The organism is Sphingomonas sp. S2M10 (assembly GCF_012650175.1).
Taxonomy (GTDB): Bacteria; Pseudomonadota; Alphaproteobacteria; order Sphingomonadales; family Sphingomonadaceae; genus Sphingomonas.
In genome coordinates this window covers 1-18,869 of the sequence record NZ_JAAILI010000034.1, presented here as the reverse complement: position 1 = coordinate 18,869, position 18,869 = coordinate 1, and the positions used below count along the sequence as shown (strand labels likewise).

General features: G+C 65.2%; 13 protein-coding genes. 10 read left to right on the top strand and 3 right to left on the bottom strand.

Features of this window, described 5'->3' with window-relative positions; genetic code table 11:
* Nucleotides 1-16: 16 nt before the first annotated feature.
* From S2M10_RS08670 to S2M10_RS08650, 5 genes are all read left to right on the top strand, one after another.
* Nucleotides 17-1,279: a TolC family protein gene (locus S2M10_RS08670; protein ID WP_168845729.1), complete on the top strand. Its 1,263-nt coding sequence runs from the start codon at nt 17-19 to the stop codon at nt 1,277-1,279.
* Nucleotides 1,276-2,766 (top strand): efflux RND transporter periplasmic adaptor subunit, encoded by a 1,491-nt coding sequence (locus S2M10_RS08665; RefSeq protein ID WP_007406384.1) that lies wholly within the window; start codon nt 1,276-1,278, stop codon nt 2,764-2,766. The genes S2M10_RS08670 and S2M10_RS08665 overlap by 4 nt, the downstream gene beginning before the upstream one ends.
* The gene (locus S2M10_RS08660; protein ID WP_007406408.1) at nt 2,763-5,906 is read left to right on the top strand and encodes an efflux RND transporter permease subunit; all 3,144 of its coding nucleotides are present in this window, start codon (nt 2,763-2,765) and stop codon (nt 5,904-5,906) included. Before S2M10_RS08665 ends, S2M10_RS08660 begins: the two co-directional genes overlap by 4 nt.
* 11 nt (nt 5,907-5,917) lie before the next feature.
* Nucleotides 5,918-6,307 (top strand): copper-binding protein, encoded by a 390-nt coding sequence (locus S2M10_RS08655; protein ID WP_007683329.1) that lies wholly within the window; start codon nt 5,918-5,920, stop codon nt 6,305-6,307.
* 248 nt (nt 6,308-6,555) lie between these two features.
* Nucleotides 6,556-7,851, top strand: coding sequence for a hypothetical protein (locus S2M10_RS08650; RefSeq protein ID WP_013039108.1), 1,296 nt, complete (start codon nt 6,556-6,558; stop codon nt 7,849-7,851).
* 121 nt (nt 7,852-7,972) lie between these two features.
* Here the strand turns inward: S2M10_RS08650 and S2M10_RS08645 are convergent, their stop codons facing one another.
* On the bottom strand, nt 7,973-9,211 hold the full coding sequence (locus tag S2M10_RS08645; RefSeq protein ID WP_004212862.1) for a hypothetical protein: 1,239 nt from the start codon (nt 9,209-9,211) through the stop codon (nt 7,973-7,975).
* A 162-nt stretch (nt 9,212-9,373) separates the two neighbouring features.
* On the opposite strand from S2M10_RS08645, the gene S2M10_RS08640 reads away from it, so the two are divergent.
* Together S2M10_RS08640 and S2M10_RS08635 are read left to right on the top strand one after the other, a co-directional pair.
* Complete coding sequence (locus tag S2M10_RS08640; protein WP_007406383.1) at nt 9,374-10,300, top strand: hypothetical protein; 927 nt, start codon at nt 9,374-9,376, stop codon at nt 10,298-10,300.
* 12 nt (nt 10,301-10,312) lie between these two features.
* A complete protein-coding gene (locus S2M10_RS08635; RefSeq protein WP_037456194.1) occupies nt 10,313-11,197 on the top strand; it encodes a DUF4238 domain-containing protein in 885 nt (294 codons plus the stop codon).
* A gap of 35 nt (nt 11,198-11,232) precedes the next feature.
* On the opposite strand, the gene S2M10_RS08630 is transcribed toward S2M10_RS08635, so the two are convergent.
* Both S2M10_RS08630 and S2M10_RS08625 read right to left on the bottom strand, forming a co-directional pair.
* On the bottom strand, nt 11,233-12,210 hold the full coding sequence (locus S2M10_RS08630; protein ID WP_007406427.1) for a ParB/RepB/Spo0J family partition protein: 978 nt from the start codon (nt 12,208-12,210) through the stop codon (nt 11,233-11,235).
* 267 nt (nt 12,211-12,477) lie between these two features.
* Nucleotides 12,478-13,680, bottom strand: coding sequence for an AAA family ATPase (locus tag S2M10_RS08625; RefSeq protein ID WP_037456192.1), 1,203 nt, complete (start codon nt 13,678-13,680; stop codon nt 12,478-12,480).
* Between the two features lie 548 nt (nt 13,681-14,228).
* On the opposite strand from S2M10_RS08625, the gene S2M10_RS08620 reads away from it, so the two are divergent.
* The 3 genes from S2M10_RS08620 to S2M10_RS08610 all read left to right on the top strand — a co-directional run bounded on the left by S2M10_RS08620 (nt 14,229) and on the right by S2M10_RS08610 (nt 18,784).
* Entirely contained in the window at nt 14,229-15,533 is a 1,305-nt protein-coding gene (locus tag S2M10_RS08620; protein ID WP_037456189.1) for a replication protein RepA, read from the top strand.
* Nucleotides 15,534-15,649: 116 nt separating this feature from the next.
* Nucleotides 15,650-16,504, top strand: a complete 855-nt coding sequence (locus tag S2M10_RS08615) for a toprim domain-containing protein (protein WP_037569604.1) — start codon at nt 15,650-15,652, stop codon at nt 16,502-16,504.
* An 81-nt stretch (nt 16,505-16,585) separates the two neighbouring features.
* Complete coding sequence (locus S2M10_RS08610; protein WP_247650715.1) at nt 16,586-18,784, top strand: strawberry notch-like NTP hydrolase domain-containing protein; 2,199 nt, start codon at nt 16,586-16,588, stop codon at nt 18,782-18,784.
* Nucleotides 18,785-18,869: the final 85 nt, after the last annotated feature.

Below are 18,869 nucleotides of genomic sequence, written 5' to 3'. Positions count from 1 at the left end.
TGAGGGGATGATATCCATGATCATGATGCCGAGGCGCGCTGTGCGACGCCTGTTGCTCTCTCTCGGTGCGACGCTTGCGAGCGCCTGGGCCGTGCCGGTGTCGGCCGGCCCGCTCACCTACGAGCAGGCAGTGAGGCTCGCTGCCGCCAACGCGCCAAGCCTCAAGGCGCGCGCGGCGGCGACAGCCGGCGCCCGCTCTTCGGCGGTCGCGGCCGATCGCCTGCCCGATCCTACGCTCGACCTGGGCCTGCAGAACTTCCCGGTGAGCGGCCCCAATGCCGGCAGCTTCACGCGCGACGATTTCACTATGGCGACGATCGGGTTCAGCCAGACCTTCCCCAATCTCGCCAAGCGCCATGCACGCGCCGCGCGCGCCGCGGCCGATATCGGTATCGCCGAGGCGGGCGAGCTGGTCGAAGGCCGCAACGTGCGGCTCGAGACCGCCCTCGCCTGGGTCGATCTCTATTATGGAGAACGCCGGCTCCGGCAGCTCGACCTGCTCGATGCCAGCCTCGACGACCTGCAGAAGACCGTGACCGCACGCCTGGCGTCGGGCAGCGCGCGCCCGAGCCAGGCGCTCGAGCCCGACCAGCTCCGCGCCGCCCTCGCCGATCGCCGCGCCGAGATGGCTGCGGTGGTGGCGCAGGCGCGGGCCCGGCTCGCGCGCTATACCGGCGACCCCGACCCGCAGGCGACGGGCGACCCGCCGATGCTCGATGTCGATCCGATCCGGCTGCGGGCCGGGATCGATGCGCTTCCCGCCCTGCGCGCGCAGGACGCGCGGATCGCAGTCGCCGAAGCGGACGTGCGTCTCGCGCGCGCCGACAAGCGCCCCGACTGGAAGGTCGGCGTCACCTATGGCCGGCGCGATCCCATGTACGGCGACATGGCCTCGGTCGGCGTGTCGATCGACCTGCCGCTGTTCGCCGGCAAGCGCCAGAACCCCAGGATCGCTGCAAGCGAGAGCCTTGCGCAAGGGGGTCGGTTCGACCGCGAGGCGATCCGCCGCGAGCTGGTGGCGCAGCTCGACGCCGATCTCGCAGACCATGCCATGCATCTCTCCCGGTTGCGCAATGCCCGCGAGACGCTGGTGCCACTCGCCAGGCACCGCGCCGAGCTCGACCGCGACAGCTATGGCGCCGGCAAGCTCGACCTTGGCGCCGCGCTGCTCACGACGCTCGGGCTCGCGGAGGCCGAGGTCGAGGCGCTTAACCGCGAAGCCGACGTCGCGCGCGACGCGGTCCGCATCACTATCACCTATGGGGAGGAGCGGCCATGACGCTCGATAAATCCGCGCTGCGCTGGGGCGCATCGATCCTGGCTGTCGCGCTGCTGGCCGGCGGCACAGGCTATTGGGCTGGCCATCGCCAGGCACCGCAATCGGAGGCGACCACGCCCGCCGGGGCAGGCAAAGTCCTTTACTGGTACGATCCGATGTTCCCCAACCAGAAGTTCGACAAGCCCGGCAAGTCGCCCTTCATGGATATGCAGCTCGTGCCGCGATACGCGGACGGAGGAAGCGCCGGCGCGGCCCCCACGGTCGCCGTCGATCCCGCCGCGCGGCAGAGCCTGGGATTGCGGGTCGTCGCGGCGAAGATGGGCAGCCTTGCCTCGGCCCTCGAGGTCACCGGCACGATCGACTTCAACCAGCGCGACGTCGCCGTCATCCAGGCGCGTTCGGGCGGGTTCGTGAGCCGCGTCTATGCGCGAGCGCCCGGGGACGTGGTCCGCGCCGGCGCGCCGATCGCGGACCTGCTCCTGCCCGAATGGGGCGGCGCGCAGACCGAATATCTGAGCGTCAGGCGGCTCGGCAAGCCCGACCTCACCGCGGCCGCGCGCCAGCGACTGCGGCTGATGGGCATGTCCGACGGCCTCATCGCCAGCGTCGAGCGGAGCGGACGCCCGAACGGCGTGGTGACGATCACGACGCCGATCTCGGGCACGATCCAGACGCTCGACGCCCGTGCCGGCGTGACGCTCGCCATGGGCCAGACGCTCGCCCAGGTAAGCGGGCTCGGCACCGTCTGGCTCAATGCCGCGGTGCCCGAAGCGCGCGCGGGCGATGTCCGGGTCGGCCAGAATGCCAGCACCACGCTGGCGGGCTTCCCCGGCGAGCGCTTCGCCGGCCGGGTGATCGCGATCCTGCCGACCACGCAGGCCGACAGCCGCACGCTCACCGTGCGGATCGAGCTGCCCAACCGGGACGGCCGGTTGCGGCCGGGCATGTTCGCCAGCGTCGCGCTTGGCGGCGATGCCAAGCCGGCGCTGCTGGTGCCGAGCGAAGCGGTGATCCGCACGGGCAGGCGCACGCTCGTCATGCTGGCCGCAGGCGACGGGCGCTATCATCCCGCCGAGGTCCGCATCGGCCGCGAGGCAGGCGGCGAGACCGAGATCCTTGCCGGCCTGTCGCCCGGCGAGAACGTCGTCGTCTCGGGGCAGTTCCTGATCGATTCCGAGGCGAGCCTGTCGGGAATCGAGGCGCGGCCGATCGGCGGCGGTGCGGCATCGGCGACCATCGCCGCGCCGGCGTCGAAAGCCACGCTGTACGAGACGACGGGCAAGATCGAGCGGATCACGGCCAATTCGGTGACGCTCAGCCACGAGCCCGTTCCCGCGCTCGACTGGCCGGCGATGACGATGACCTTCGCGCTCGCCAATCCGGGCATCGCGCGCGGCTTCAAGGCGGGTGACCGGGTCCGGTTCGGGTTCGACCGGCCCCCGGCGGGACCGACGCTGCGGCATATGGCGAAGGTGGCGGGCCAGTGATCGCCCATCTCATCCGCTGGTCGGTGAGGAACCGCTTCTTCGTCGTGCTCGGCATGCTCGCGCTGGTCGGCGCGGGCCTGTGGGCGGTGCGCTCGACCCCGATCGACGCGCTGCCCGATCTTTCCGACGTGCAGGTCGTGATCCGCACTTCCTATCCGGGTCAGGCGCCGCAGATCGTCGAGAACCAGATCACCTATCCGCTCACCACCACCATGCTGTCGGTGCCCGGCGCCAAGACGGTGCGCGGCTATAGCTTCTTCGGCGACAGCTTCGTCTATGTGATCTTCGAGGACGGCACCGATCTCTACTGGGCGCGCAGCCGCGTGCTCGAATATCTCAACCAGGTCCAGGGTCGGTTGCCGGCCAGCGCCCGCAGCGCGCTCGGGCCGGACGCGACCGGGGTCGGCTGGGTCTATGAATATGCGCTGGTCGACCGCACCGGCCGGCACGATCTCTCGCAGCTTCGCGGGTTGCAGGACTGGTTCCTGCGCTACGAGCTGAAGACCGTGACCGGCGTGGCCGAAGTCGCCAGCATCGGCGGCATGGTCAAGCAGTACCAGGTGCTGCTCGATCCGGTGAAGCTCGCGGCCTACGGCGTAACCCACGCCCAGGCAGTGCAGGCGATCAGCCAAGCCAATCAGGAAGCCGGCGGCTCGGTGCTGGAAATGGCCGAGGCCGAATATATGGTCCGCGCCTCGGGCTATCTGAAAACGCTCGACGATTTCCGGGCAATCCCGCTCAAGACTGCGGCGGGCGGCGTGCCCGTCCGGCTCGGCGATGTCGCCACGATCCAGGTCGGCCCCGAGATGCGGCGCGGCATCGCCGAACTGAACGGCGAAGGCGAGGTCGCCGGCGGCGTCGTTATTCTTCGGTCAGGCAAGAACGCCCGTGAGACCATCGCGGCGGTCAAGGACAAGCTCGCCGATCTCAGGAAAAGCCTGCCGCCGGGCGTCGAGGTGGTCACGGTCTATGACCGCTCGCAGCTGATCGATCGCGCGGTCGAGAACCTCACCCGCAAGCTGGTCGAGGAGTTCATCGTCGTCGCATTGGTCTGCGCCCTGTTCCTCTGGCACGTCCGCTCGGCGCTGGTCGCGATCCTGACCTTGCCGCTCGGTGTGCTGGCCGCGTTCGTCGTAATGCGGTTCCAGGGGGTGAACGCCAACATCATGTCGCTGGGCGGCATCGCCATCGCCATCGGCGCGATGGTGGATGCGGCGGTCGTCATGATCGAGAACGCCCACAAGAGGATCGAACGCTGGGAGCAGGATCACCCGGACAGACATCTCGATGGCGAGATGCGCTGGATCGTCGTCACCGAGGCGGCGGCCGAGGTCGGGCCGGCGCTGTTCTTCAGCCTGCTGATCATCACGCTGTCGTTCATTCCGGTCTTCACCCTGGAGGCGCAGGAAGGCCGGCTGTTCGCGCCGCTCGCCTTCACCAAGACCTATGCGATGGGCGCGGCCGCGATCCTGTCGGTGACCCTGGTGCCGATCCTGATGGGCTGGCTGATCCGGGGCCGCATTCCGGCCGAGCAGGCCAATCCGGTCAATCGCTGGCTCACCAATATCTACCGGCCCGCGATCGACTGGACGATGAAGCGGCCCAAGGCAGTGCTGCTGATCGCGGCTCTGGTGTTCGCCACCACGGCCTGGCCGCTCAGCCGGCTCGGCGGCGAGTTCATGCCCAATCTCGACGAGGGCGACCTGCTCTACATGCCCTCGGCGCTGCCGGGCCTCTCGGCCGCCAAGGCGAGTGAGCTGCTCCAGCAGACCGACCGCCTGATCAAGACCGTGCCCGAAGTCGAAAGCGTGTTCGGCAAGGCCGGCCGCGCCGAGACCGCGACCGATCCCGCGCCGCTCGAAATGTTCGAGACGACGATCCAATTCAAGCCCCGCGACCAGTGGCGGTCGGGCATGACGCCCGAACGCCTTGTCGACGAGCTCGATCGCCGGGTGAAGCTTCCGGGTCTCGCCAATATCTGGGTGCCGCCGATCCGCAACCGCATCGACATGCTCGCGACGGGCATCAAGAGCCCGATCGGGGTCAAGGTGTCGGGCAGTGACCTCGCCGAGCTCGACCGCATCGCGCATGATGTCGAGACCGTGGCCAGGAGCGTGCCCGGCGTCAGCTCGGCGCTCGCCGAGCGGCTGACCGGCGGACGCTATGTCGATGTCGACATAGACCGCGCCGCCGCCGCGCGGTTCGGGCTCAACATCGCCGACGTCCAGGCCATCGTCTCCGGCGCGATCGGCGGCGAGACGATCGGCGAGACGGTCGAGGGCCTCGCCCGCTATCCGATCAGCGTGCGCTATCCGCGCGAATTGCGCGACAGCCTCGAAAGGCTGCGGGCGCTACCGATCCTGACGCCCGCGGGCCAGCAGATCACCTTGGGCACCGTGGCAAACGTCTCGATCGCCGAGGGACCGCCGATGCTCAAGACCGAGAATGCCCGGCCTTCGACCTGGGTCTACGTCGATGTGCGCGGGCGCGATCTTGCCTCGGTGGTCGGCGATCTGCAGCGTGCGGTGGCGAAACAGGTCAGGCTCTCGCCTGGGGTCAGCATCGCTTACTCTGGCCAGTTCGAATATCTCGAGCGCGCGGTCGACCGCTTGAAGCTGGTCGTGCCCGCGACGCTGCTGATCATCTTCGTGCTGCTCTACCTCATCTTCGGCCGCTTCGACGAGGCGGCGCTGATCATGGGGACGCTGCCGTTTGCGCTGACCGGCGGCATCTGGACGCTTTATCTGCTGGGGTTCAACCAGTCGATCGCCACCGGGGTCGGGTTCATCGCGCTCGCCGGCGTCTCCGCCGAGTTCGGGGTGGTGATGCTGATCTATCTCAAGAACGCGCTGGCCGAGCGCGGCGCACATCCGGACGCTGCCGAGGTCGAGGCCGCCGTGCGCGAAGGCGCGCTGCTGCGCGTCCGTCCCAAGGCGATGACGGTGGCGGTGATCCTGGCCGGCCTGCTGCCGATCCTGCTGGGATCAGGCGCGGGTTCGGAGGTCATGAGCCGGATTGCCGCGCCGATGATCGGCGGCATGCTGACCGCGCCCTTGCTCTCAATGTTCGTCCTGCCCGCCGCCTACCTGCTGTTGCGCCGGCCCAAGACCGATCCCATCCCTCAACCCGTTTCATCATGAAGGAGAAGACGATGAACCATGCACGACTGACCATTGCCCTCGGCCTCGCCGCCCTGACTGCCGCGTGCGGCAAGAAGGCGGAGGCCCCCGTTGCGACTGAGACCAACGAGGCGGCGCCCGCCGCGACCATGAGCGGCGACATGGGCAACATGTCGATGGCGCCTGACGCGAACGCCGCGATCAAGGCCAAGGGCCATGGCACCGTCACCGCGATCGACAAGGCGGCAGGCACGATCACGCTCGATCATGGTCCGATCCCGGAGGCCAAGTGGCCCGCGATGACGATGGCGTTCAAGGCCGCGCCGTCGATCACCGATGCGGTCAAGGTCGGCGACAAGGTCGATTTCGACCTCTCGCTCAAGGGCAGCGATGGCGAGGTCACCGCGATCGCAAAGCAGTGATCCGCTAAGTTCGACCGGAAAAAGCTGGTTGCGTCGCCGCTCCCGGGCGGCGACGCCCGTGCCGGCCGTCTGCCTGGCTGTGCGCCCGGTCGACGGTTGCGACCGGCAACGCCCAATGCCAGCGGCGTTTCCCTGCGCGATCACCGACAATTTGAGCACGCTTCGCGGATCGCACATTGAACGTGCAAGCCGCCCTTGCTCGCGATAGCCTGAACGGCAAGGAGCCCAGTTTAGATGACCCAGCCAGTATGACCTTGTTACCCGCGACACATCATGATCTCGTGAGCGAGCTTGTCCGTCGTTGGCGAGACGATCCCGGCGCCACCTATCGCTCCTGGTTTCTGTGGGACGAACGGCTGAAAAACTTCCGCTCCATCCGTCGCGGGCTGCAGCAGGTGGTCGCAGAAATCGAAAGTGGGCGGTTCGGCGTCGCCTATCGCGGCTCGTCACTGGAAACGGTTGTCCACTCGATCGCCGAACAGCGGCAGATTTTCAAGGGCGCCGACCATGCCTGGCTGTGGAAGCCCAAGCTGCGCATTCCAGACATCTACGAAAGCCCGGACAACCAGCGGGCGTTCGGTCGCCTGCTCGACAATTGCTCGTGCTGCGATACCGCCGAGGAGATCATCAGCCACATCCGCAGCATAGACGCGCTCAAGATCAAGGGGCTGGGGCCGGCGGCGGCCAACCTGCTCTATTTCCTTCACCCGACGCTGGTGCCGCCCTTCAATACCGCGATCGTCAAGGGCTACAATGCCGTCACCGGCGCCAAGGTGAAGCTCGGGTCATGGGATCATTTTCTCGCCATGCGCGCCGGCATCCTCGACCTCAACGACCGTTACCGCGAGTTGCTCTCCAACGATCTCGGCGCGATCGGCGGACTGTTGTTCGACATTGGCTCGGGCCGCTATCCCGCGCCACCGCTGGAGGATGACGCAACGGCGGCCGACGACTGGCTCGGCAGATTGGAACATGCCAGAGCGGAGGCAAGCCGGCTCGACAAGACAGCCGCCGCGCAGGGCGAAACCGATCGCACGCACGCCGAAATCCAGGCCTGGCTGCGCGACCTCGGCCATGCCCTCGGTTACGATGTGTGGATCGCCGCCAATGACCGCGGTCGACTTCACGCTGGCTGCCCGCTTGGACAGGGATGCCTCGAGCGCCTTCCAGACGCCATTGCGACCTCTCCCGGAGCGGACTCGATCCGCCTCATCGACGTGTTGTGGCTGGCGAAGGGTGGCGACGGCGTCGCCGCCGCGTTCGAGGTTGAACATTCGACCTCGATCTACTCGGGGATCGTGCGCATGCTCGATCTGGCGCTGTCGGGGAGCGATCTGCACGCTGCCGCCGGGCTATTCCTGGTCGCACCGAATGCGCGCGAGCAGGACGTTCGCGCGCAACTCCGTCGCCCGGCTTTCAGCCGTATTGCCGATCTCGACTTCGCCTATCTGCCCTATGGCGAGCTGGAGAGAAACAGGGACGCGATCGCTCGTTTTGGAACGGGATTGAAGGCCATCAAGGCGATCTCAAGCCCCCTTCCCTGAAACACGGACCATTGTGCCGCTGCTGGCAAGGGCCACCGGCCAGCTCCATAAGCTCATGCCGGTCCGATGAGGTTGCTTGGGGAGCGACGCCCTCCTGCAATCGAGTCGACCAGCGACCCCATCAGCCGATCTTCGCCATCAGCCTGCCCGCTGCGCCCTGCTCTGCAGCAAGGTTGCGATTATAGGCGAGTGGCATTCGCGGTGACTTCCACCGCAATGCATCCATGATCCCAGCCAGATCCTCTCCGCTCGCAAACAGATCCTGGTTCAGCCCGATCCGCGTCGAGTGCGCGCTGATGCCCTTGAGCAGCCGCGCCAGATCCTCGGCTGTGAGGTCGGGCAGAGCGCCACGATCGAACGCGCGCTGGATGATCGAGCGGAAGATCGGCCCGATCGAACCCGGGTGCAGCGCGACGGTGCCGATGTCATATTCGACCCGCGCCTTCACCGCAGGCCTGGGCAGCGTCTTGCGCAGATCCCAGGTCTCCCGCCCCGAGATGCTGTCGATCGGCCGACCGCGCACGGCGGCGCGCGCCTTGTAGCGCCGCACCTGCACCCGCCGGAACAGCGGCCCCGCCGTGATCCCGGCCGCTTCGGTCCAGGCCGCGATCGCCGACACGGTACGCGGGCTGAGATAGGCGGTTGCCCCCTCCCCGTCTTGATCGCCCTTGCTGCGCAGGATCTGCAGCAGCCGCGCCTCGGGATCGATCGCCTCTTCGATATGCTCGATGGCCACGGCTACCAACTCGGACGCACGCAGGCCGGTGTCATAGGCGGCAGACAGCAGCGCGCGATCGCGCAGCCCCGGCAGATCGTTTCCGCAGCTCTCGAGCAGCGCCCGGACGTTGAGACCACGCGCCTTGTCGCGTTCCACGTCGCGCACCGGCCCCTTGAACCGCAGCGGCCTTGCCTGCTTCTGCGCTGCGCCCTTCTCACGGCGCACCGCTTGCAGCCGCAGCTTCACCAGCGGCGCGGGGGTTGGGTCCTTGAGTTCGAGCAACTGATGGATCTTGGCGATCGACGCCTTGTAGCGGGATAGCGAGGCTGGGCGGCTCCCCTTGCCTGCCCGCGAGTCGAGATAGTCGGCCACCGTCTCGGCCGTCGCCGGCAGTGCAATCCGGTTGTTGCGCCTACACCACGCATCGAACGCCTCGACGTCGGACTTGAGCGCACGGATGCTATGGGGCGATGAAGCGGCCTGATAGGCGGCGATCAGGCCCTCGTTGACGGTGATGCGCTCGCCGGCGCGCATCTGCACGATCGTCCACGCAAGGTCGGCCGGCGCCCTGACGGCCGGCAGGACAGCCTCAGGCGGCGCTACGGGGATTTCTGGCCCTTCCCGGGCGGTTTCGGTGCTCACGACGCGCCTCGCTCCTCAGCCGCGCTTGTAGCCCACCTTATAAAGAACGGTCAAATCCGCTTATGTGATAACTGCAATTATCGAATGTCCACTTTCGGGAGGTCACGGATGTAGAAACGAACTGCTGACTTTGGTTTCCCGCCATGGCATTGTCGCCATCCTATGACGCGGACAGACAACCTGCGCGCCGACGACAGCCTGCTCCTGCTCGGGCGCCTCGATGGCCGATTGCACGGTAGTCCATGCGCCGACATCTTTCTCGCGCGCTCGCGCCTGGAAGGCGCCACCGTCCTGGCCGGCCTCGCCGGCGTGCCGATCGCGGTGCGCGACCTGCAGGACTGGATCGCCGGCCGCACACCCCCTCCCCGCGCTTCCGAAGGCCTCAACGATCCGATCTCGGTTGCCGCCGTCTTCCACCTTGCGCTCAGCCGCGACGAGGATCTCAAGGATTCGCTCGGCCGCGCCACGCTCAACGTGCTCCGTACGGTACTCGATGACCGCACCGAGGCGAAGGTTTATGCGGCCGAAGACTTGGCGCACTTCGGGCCGATGTGGCGACAGCTGCGAACCGTGGCGGACGCCCCCTTCCCTTCCGGTGACCTCCTCTCTGTCGCCAACCGCATTTTCCAGCTGTTCGCGCTGACCGAACCAGCGGCACCAGGCAGCTGGGATGTCGTCAGCGTCGATGGTCGCGCTCTCGAGCTGCCTCCCCGTGGACGCGATCGAAACTGGCTGATCGCCGCCGCCGTACCGCGGATGCTGTGCCGCGCTGGCTTCACGACCCGCGTGATCCCCTCGTTCATCCTGATGTCCAAGTTTCTGCCCCCCTCCCCCGCCGATCTGGCAGAGACCTTGGCCCAGGCGATCGGTCGGACGGCGCATGCTGGCTTGCGCGACCTCGACGCGATCGAGCGTGCGGCGTCGCGCATCCAGACCGATCTGGCCGTCACGAAGCGGAGCAAGGCCCCTCTCCTTGCCCGCCTGCAGCTTGCCTATCCGGGCCTTCAGCCGGCCGCTGTCGCGCGCCTGTTGAAGGTCACCCCGCAAGGCGCGCGCAAGCTACTCGCCTCACTTGCTCATCCCTCTTGAACCACAGACACCGTGCAATCCAAGCCACAGAACCCTCCGTCCCGGCATCACTTCATCCCGCAGTTCCTCCTCGACCAGTGGAAGGATGGCGACACCCTGCTGCGCTATCGGCGCAATCGGATCGGGGAGATCGAGAGCAGTCCTGCATCACCCAAGAGCGTCTGCTTCGAGCGGGACCTGTACAAGACGATCGGGTTCCCGCCCGAGCATGCCCAGCAGATGGAAACCCTGTTCATGCAGGTGATCGATGACGCTGCGGCTAAGGTTCACGCGCTGCTCCTCGACGGCAAGGTCAACTCGCTCAGCGACGCGCAATGCTCGGATTGGGGCCGGTTCGTCATGTCGCTGTGGTTCCGGACACCGCTGGATATGCGCGGCATGAAGGACGCCGTCGGCGCTCTCGCAAGCGCAGAGGCCGCGAAGTCCGTGCTGCGCGGCGAAGATGGGGCGCTGCCGCCCGAGGCCGTGAGCGCGCTTCAGATGGAAGTCCTGCGCTTGGTCATCGACGACGCGGATCGCGGACGAGCGTTCATCAACATGGACTGGCGCATAATCAAGACGAACAATCGCCGGGAATTGTTCGTCTCCGATTGGCCGCTCGACGTGCCGGTCAGCTTCGCCTGGCTTGGTAGTGCCTCGTCCTATGTCACTCTTCCGATCGGACCGGAGACCCTCTTCGTTGCTGCCGGGTCCACTACGCTGGCAAATCGGATCGTGAGCCTACCCGAGCGAGAACTGATCACGCGGCAGAACCGGTCGACCGTGGGACATGCCCAGGCGTTCGTAGGCGCGAGGACGCGTCAAGCCGGCGACTTCATCCGCGCGAACTTCGGCCTGCGAAGCCGCCACTCCGTGACGCAGAGCACCGCCGACAAATATAAGCGGGACGCCATATAAGGCGGCGACCTCGCCAGACGCCGCGCTCCATCACCCTACGACAGCAGCCCCTCGATCGCCTTCAAAAGCTCGGCGGGCGACGCCTCAGCCTTCGGCGGCACCTTGATCGTCAGCCCCCCTCCCCGCGCCTTCGTATAGCGCAGGATGACCTTGCCCCCCTTGCCGGTGATCTCCTTCTCGGCGGCAGCCTTCACGGCTGGCGCGACAGTCGCCTTCACGAGCCGCTTCGCGACTTCCGGCCCGCTCAGCTTCAAGCCTTTCTGGCTGCGCTCTTCCTCGATGCGTTCAGCCTCTTCGCGCATCTTCGCCAGCGCCTTCGGATCTCCGGTAAGCGGCTTGATGTCACGCGCGACGCGTACCGTGATGTCGTGCGTATCGGAGAACGCCGCGACAACTGGTTCGGGCAAGCGCGCAACGTCGAGAAGCCGGCTCAGCCACGACTTGGAAAGGTTTAAATGCTCGGCCATCTGCGACTGCGAGCCCTCGTAGAACTCCGCGAGCGCCACCGTATATTCCTTGGCCCGCTCCCAATCCGAGATGTCCTTACGCGAGCGGTTCTCGACATCTGAAACCCGGAACGCCTCCTCGTCCGTGACACTCTGGATCGTCACCAGATACTCGAACTCCGGGTGGTGATGCGCTCGCAGCCATTTCACCGTCCACCAACGGCGGACGCCGGCGATGATCTCGAAGTCGAAGTTCGGGTCATCTTTCAGACGCCGAACGATAGCGGGGATCCGTTGCTTCTTGGCGGAGAGGAAGGAGTCGATGAGATCGCGGCAGCTATCTTCGTTCAAATGATCCAGATCGCGATTGTGCATCCGCCATGGGCGGCACCGCTCCGGATCGACCCACTCCGTCCGGTCGGCGACCGTTTTCCCCGTCGCGATGCGCGCGAGCGTCTGGCTGCGACTTGCCATGATGCCGTCCGCAGGGGTCGCCTTATCGAGGTTCTCCTCGTCGTCGAGCCCCTCTGTGAACATCGAGCCGAAGCCCTTGTTGCCCTTGCTCATCGGCCCGTTTCTCCTTCTCTCTTGCCCTCGCCGACGGGTGCCAACAGGCCAGAGTTGCCACGTGGCAACTGCGCCGCCCCCAGGCGCTTGCACTGACGTTCCTGCCGTGTGCGATCTGACATGGTATTCCTACCTAACATATTGCTTCTATTGGGTTCTTCCACTTTGTTGTCACGTGGCAACTCGGTGATCCGGCTTCGTCTCACTCCCCGATTGCCCGTGCTCGCCGACGTGAGAAATATCGGAGTTGCCACGTGGCAACTCTCCCTAAATTCGGCCCCCTGCCCTGCTCGCCCAGGTGCGCAGAACGTCCTGCTCAATATCCTGGCAAACGTCGCTGAGATGCTTCATGCAGCGGTTGTAGACCTCGTGCGACGTGACGGGCTTGTCGAGTTCGAAAACGGTTTTCATCCTGGAGCTGGCATTGTCGATTTCGGCGCTGGTGACCATCACCGACTGCGTCATTGAGCCACCGAAGACCTGCCGCATCATCGACAGTATCTCCCGGTGCATCGACTTGCTCTCGTCCACGCGGCTGCCGACCAGCCGGATGAAGTTGTAGGCCGGCCTTCCCCGCCCCGCGAGTTGCTCGAGCTGCTTCATCGTCGTTCGCGTCATGTCGATGAAAGATACCGTCGAGGCGAAGTCGACAAGGCTCGGCGGCACCGGAATGACCATGCAGTTAGCGGCCTGGAGCACAGCCATCGACACCATGCCCAATGCCGGCGGCGGGTCCATGATCACGACGTCATAGTCATCGACCACCTCATCAATGGCCTGCGCGATCAGGTCGATGATCTCCATGTTCTGATTTCGCGCCATGTGCCCGGCGATCTCATACTCGAGATTATAAAGTCGCAGGTTCGACGGGATCAGGTGGAGGTTGTGAAAGTGCGTCTTGCGGATAATCTTGCGAACGCCAAGCAGCTCCGGATTGTGAAAATGCCCGTAAAGCGTGTCTTCCTCGTCGAGGTCCACGTCGGGGCGATAGCCGAACATCATGGTTGAAGACGCCTGGCTGTCGCAGTCGATGAACAGGACCCGGTAGCCCTTGATGGCAAAATGCTGGGCGAGATGCAGCGCGATCGTCGACTTGCCGACGCCCCCCTTGAAGTTGCAGACCGAGATGATCGCCGGGGTATCGGTTGGCTCGCGCCAGGGACGCGTTCCAAACACCTCGCGCATATGATCAAGCTCTTCGAGCGTATACTGCAGCCTATGCCCGGAGCCCGTCCGCCCTCGAGCGGGGAGGCGGCCGTCGCGCTCCGCTTCCCGGACAGCAGATGCCGTCCGCCCGACCAGTGCAGCAGCTTTCGAAATCGGGAAGGTCGGACCCTTCTTCTGACCGGTTTCGGGATCAACCGCGCTGTCACGAATGCGCTTGAGGATCGTCAACGACTTTCTGTGGAGCACGTCCAGACCACCTTCGATGAGGTCGTCCGGCTGTGCTAGGGAGGGGTCGGTAGCCATCTCAGTCCGCTTCTGTGGGTTTGATGCGCCATGATAGCCACGTTGGCAGTTTCGAGCAAGGAAATGGCCACCAGACTTACAAGTTGACCGATGATCTCCGAGCCCCTTGCGCATGTGCGCGCTTTCTGGCCAATCGGCGGCGGCTGCGACCGATGATCTCCGTGCCTTTGCGTGTTGCTGCAAAGTCTGGCGCTGGGATTGTGGCGACAAACGGCTACCTGTGGATAACCACCGATGATCTCGGTACTTTGCGATGATCTCGGTGCGTATCAGCGATGATCTCGGTGCGAGCCGACCGATGATCTCAGAGCCCATACCTATTACTAGAATCACCCTATAAAAAACCGATTCGCGAATCGTTTTGATTTTTCGATTTTGGGTGAAGGAGGGCAGGGGGAGGGCGCAGAACGGCACCGACATCATCGGTGTTTCTGCAACTCTCGCGGCCTTTTCCCCTCCCAAACTGCCAACGGGGTTGATTTCACGCCTCAAACCTGTTGAGACATGCCCATCACAGCCCCCGGTCGATTCGGGGGGAAGGGCAGACCATGAATGGGGATCAGCATAGGCCGCTGGGGCATCAGTACGCACTAGCCATGCTCAACGGCGGCGAGGAGAGCGTCCGCAAGCTCGCCACCACCGCCGGCACCCAGCTCACCTTGGACGCATTCCTGCGCGTCCAGGACGAAGAACCGGTTCCTGCCTTCCTCCACTCCGCGCTTTGTGCGATGTCGCTGCCAACCAAGCGGCCCAAGGACGACACTCAGCCCATCGTCCGTGAGGACGGCAAATATGCGCTGGCCATCAATCCCAGGCCAGTGCTTCAGAATGTCGACGGCAAGTCCGTCATGCGAAGCCTTGGTGTGCCTTATGGCGCCTATCCACGCGTTGCCCTGATCTACCTCCTCTCTCAGGCGGTCATGAAGCAATCGCGGGACGTTTATCTTGGCCGCAATTTCACCGAGTGGATGCGCCGCCTTGGCTACCAGACCGTGTCTTATGGACCACGCGGGACGGCCAACCTGATGCGAGAGCAGGTGGATCGGCTGCTGGCGTGCGAGTGGCAGATCCGCTGGGACGGCACCGACACGGAAGACAACGCCTTCGCTGTCCGGGACGTCAAGATTTCCAACGAATATGCCGGTTCGCTCGACAAGAACGGCTCATTCGCGCGCGAAATCCGTATGTCCGAGGCGTTCTACTCGCACCTCATCGACCATGCCGTGCCACTCAATGAGATCGCCATCCGCGAGCTCAAGGGTACGCCAACGGCGCTCGATCTCTACACTTACCTTGCCTACCGACTCCCGCGGATTGGATCCGACAAGGGCCAGGTTATCTCATGGGACCAGCTCGCCAAGCACCTTGGCAACGAGGCCGACAGCAAGCGCTTCCGACAGACCGTCCGCGAAACCATGCAGATCGTGTCGGCGGTCTATCCCAACGCAAATGTCGATCTCTCCGGGCGGAAGGTCATTCTTCATCCGTCACCGGCACCGCTGGAGCGCAAGCTCGTGGGGCCGCACCTTCGACTCGTCGGGGGCGAGGCTCCGAAAACGGCACCGAGATCATCGGTCAAACCGGCCCATGCAGCGAAGTCCGCGCCCGCGAAGGACGATGCGCCGACTCTTCCGTTCCCCGCCGGGTCTCTCTCATACGGCACGCGTGAGGCCGTCTTCCGCCAGATCGCGCTGACCAAGGGCCATCCGTGGTCAGTGGATGACATGGCGGCTGCATTCCGCAAGGGATGCCCCGATTTTAGCCGGCCGCGCACCGATTCAGAGTGGCTGCGGATCTGGGAGAAGTTCGTCGTCGCCTATGCTGAACGCCGCGCGAATCGAAGCGACGACTAACCGATGATCTCCGAGCCGTTCGCGTTGAGGCGAGCGCAGGCTGAATCTGTCTCCAAGTCTCAGACCGACCGAAAAGAGGAAAGGAGGGGCCGAGCGTGTAAGCAGGAGGTAGAATTATGCCGCTTACAGCCAGACGGCCATCGCAGGAGATAGTCGACATTGTCGGGGCCCTGGGCGGCACGTGGAGCGGCAATGTCGCGATGTGCCGCTGTCCCGCACACAGCGATCGCGATCCAAGCTTGTCGATTCGGCAAGGGGATCGCGGCATTCTCGTCACCTGTTTCGCAGGATGCTCGCGCGAAGACGTCCTGCGTGAACTGCGCCTTGTTCGCCCGGGTCGCCATTATCCGCCACCCGCCTTGGCGGACTCGCCGCGGCCGATGAACGTCGAAAGAATCTGGAATGAGGCGGTCGACGTTCCGGGCACCCTTGCCGAGCGCTACCTCCAGTGCCGGAACCTCCTCCCACCACCACGCGATCTTCGCTTCCATCCGCGTTGCCCTTACCTGCCCAAGCCGAAGACGATCTTCGAACCCGCTCTCCTGGTAGCGGTGCGCGAGGGAAACCGTCTGGTCGCAATTCAACGCATATTCCTGAACCCCGACACCGCCCATTACACGCGCAAGGTCATGCTTGGCGCCCCGGGGCACGGCGCTTGGCGGGGCGGGGCAGGGGGCAACACCCTTGCCATCGCCGAGGGCTTTGAGACGGCCGACGCTTTCGCGCGCCTGAGCAACCTCCCGTGCTGGGCTTCACTCGGCGCACGTCGGCTCAACCAGCTCGTCATTCCGCCCACGGTCACAACGCTCCTGGTCGCCGAGGACAACGATTCCGAAGGGCACAGGGCAGCCGAAAGTGCCCAAGCGCATTACGCCCGGTCGGGCCTCATCATCGAACGCGCGCCCCCGCCGCCAATCTACAAGGATTGGGCAAAGGCGCTCGATGCCCGAGCGCAGCAGAGCCGCGTCTAGGCGCGAAGCGCCGGAGGAGAGGGGAGGGGGATCGAAAGGGTGTCGCTGCCGAGGGTGCAGCCCACTCTGGAGACCACACCCATGTCCGATCTCTTCGAAGCGGCCGCCCAGGCTGAGCGCGAGGCCGTGCGCCTCCTTCTACCCCGTCTGCGCTCCGACGAGGCCATTCAGCGTCGTCACCTCAACGACGCGATGACCAAGGCCTTCGGCGGTTCTGATGCCGACGGTCGCTGGACACAACGCGCCAGCTTTGAACTCCTCGAGCATGCCCTTGCCATCCATCTTCAGTCGAGCGCCCAAAAAATTGCGGCGTTCGGCGACGTCCGCGCGCTGATCGATTTGTCCGATCGCCTGCCCACTCAGACGGTTCGCAGCGAGGATCAGATCGAATGGCAGCAATTCTCGACACCTGTCGACATCGCTGCGGTTATGACGCTTCTCGCCAACGTCCAGCCCGACGACATCGTGCTCGAGCCGAGCGCGGGTAACGGCCTATTGGTCGCGCAGCTCCGTCACGTCGAATCGCTCCATCTGAACGAGCTCGATCCGCTCCGCCGTGGCCGATTGAAGGCGGCTTTCCCCTCAGCATCGATCACCGGGCACGATGGTGCGACCATCAATTCCACCCTCGCAAGCGTCGATCGACCAACCCTCATCCTGATGAACCCGCCCTTTTCGAGGTCGGTCGGCCGCGGCGCCGACGACTATGCCGCAGTCCGTCATCTGCAAGCGGCGCTGCGCCGTCTTCAACCGGGCGGCCGGCTCGTTGCCATCATGCCCGATTGGTTTGGCCCGAGCGCACGCATGCGTGAGCAATATGAGACGATCCTGCGCGACGTGAGCGTCCTGGCGGCCGTCCGTCTCGAGAAGTGCTACCTGAAGCATGGGACTTCGATCGCCGTGCGGTTGTTTGTCATCGACAAGGTCCCCGGCCGGTCGCCCCCCGCGCTCATCCAGCGTTCGTCCGTTGCCGAGCTGCTCGATATCCTGATCATCCCCGAACGATCGTCGGCGAAGCCCGATCGCGGAGCGTCGGCGCCGAAGCGCTCAGGTGGAGTTTCGCTCTTCCGGGCCGTCAAAAGCAGCCGTCCGGCGCCCCGCGCCTACCATGCCCCGGCACGCAACCACGTGCTCCCCGTCGAATATGCGAAACTTGAGACGCCGGCGCCGCTGCTCGAGCAGAGCGGCGTCTATCTTCCATATCGACCGAGCCGTATCAGCTTCGCGAGCGCTGGCGAGCATCCAACGCCGCTCGTCGAATCTGTCGCCATGGGCTCGATCCCGGCGCCGGTCCCAGAGTATGTGCCGGCGCTGCCCGAGCGCACCGTCGCCGAGCGGCTGCTCTCCGCCTCCCAACTCGAGACGGTCGTCTACGCGGGGCATGCCTGGACCCAGTGGATCCCAGGCACTTTCAGACCCGACAAGGAAGGTGTCGGCCTCGTGCTGGCCGAAGACGGCCATTCCTATCGTAAGGGCTTCTTCCTGGGCGACGGCACGGGGGCGGGGAAGGGTCGTCAAATCGCGGCCTGCATCCTCGACAACTGGCTCCAGGGCCGCCGCCGCAACATCTGGGTCTCGAAGAATGCGCCGCTCCTCGAAGACGCGCGACGCGACTGGACGGCCCTTGGCGGCCTTAACGGCGACATTCAGCCCATCTCCAACTGGAAGATCGATGAGCCGATCAGCCTCGACCAGGGCGTGCTGTTCGTCAGCTATCCGACGCTGCGTTCGATGCGTGGTGACTACGGTCGCCTGAAGCAGCTGGTTGACTGGGCCGGGGCCGATTTTGACGGTGTCATCGCCTTCGACGAGGCCCACGAGATGGGCGGCGTTGCGGGTGGGGAGGGCGCTCTCGGCACCAAGGATGGATCCCAGCAGGGAATCTGCGGCGTGCTCCTCCAGAACCAATTGCCCGCGGCCCGCGTCCTCTATGCTTCAGCCACCGGCGCCTCTGTCGTCAACAACCTCGCTTATGCGGTCCGACTGGGGCTCTGGGGCCCAGGGACCGCCTTCCCCGACCGGGAGCAGTTCATCAGCAGCATCAGCAAAGGCGGGATCGCCGCGATGGAGCTGGTCGCGCGCGATCTCAAGGCCACCGGCCTCTACATGGCCCGCGCACTGAGCTTCGCAGGTGTCGAATATGACATTATGCGCCATGAGCTGACCGCCGCGCAGATCGAGATCTACGACACCTATGCGGACGCGTGGGCGATCTTATGCGCAGCTGCGCATAAGAGCGCTTATCGCGAGGAAGCGATAATGCGAAGGAACGCGGTGTAGGCCCGCAAAGCAAGGGCACTTGTCACCACGACCTTCGCATTATTTCACAGGGTATCCAGCCACTCCATCAGGCTCGCATCCCGCT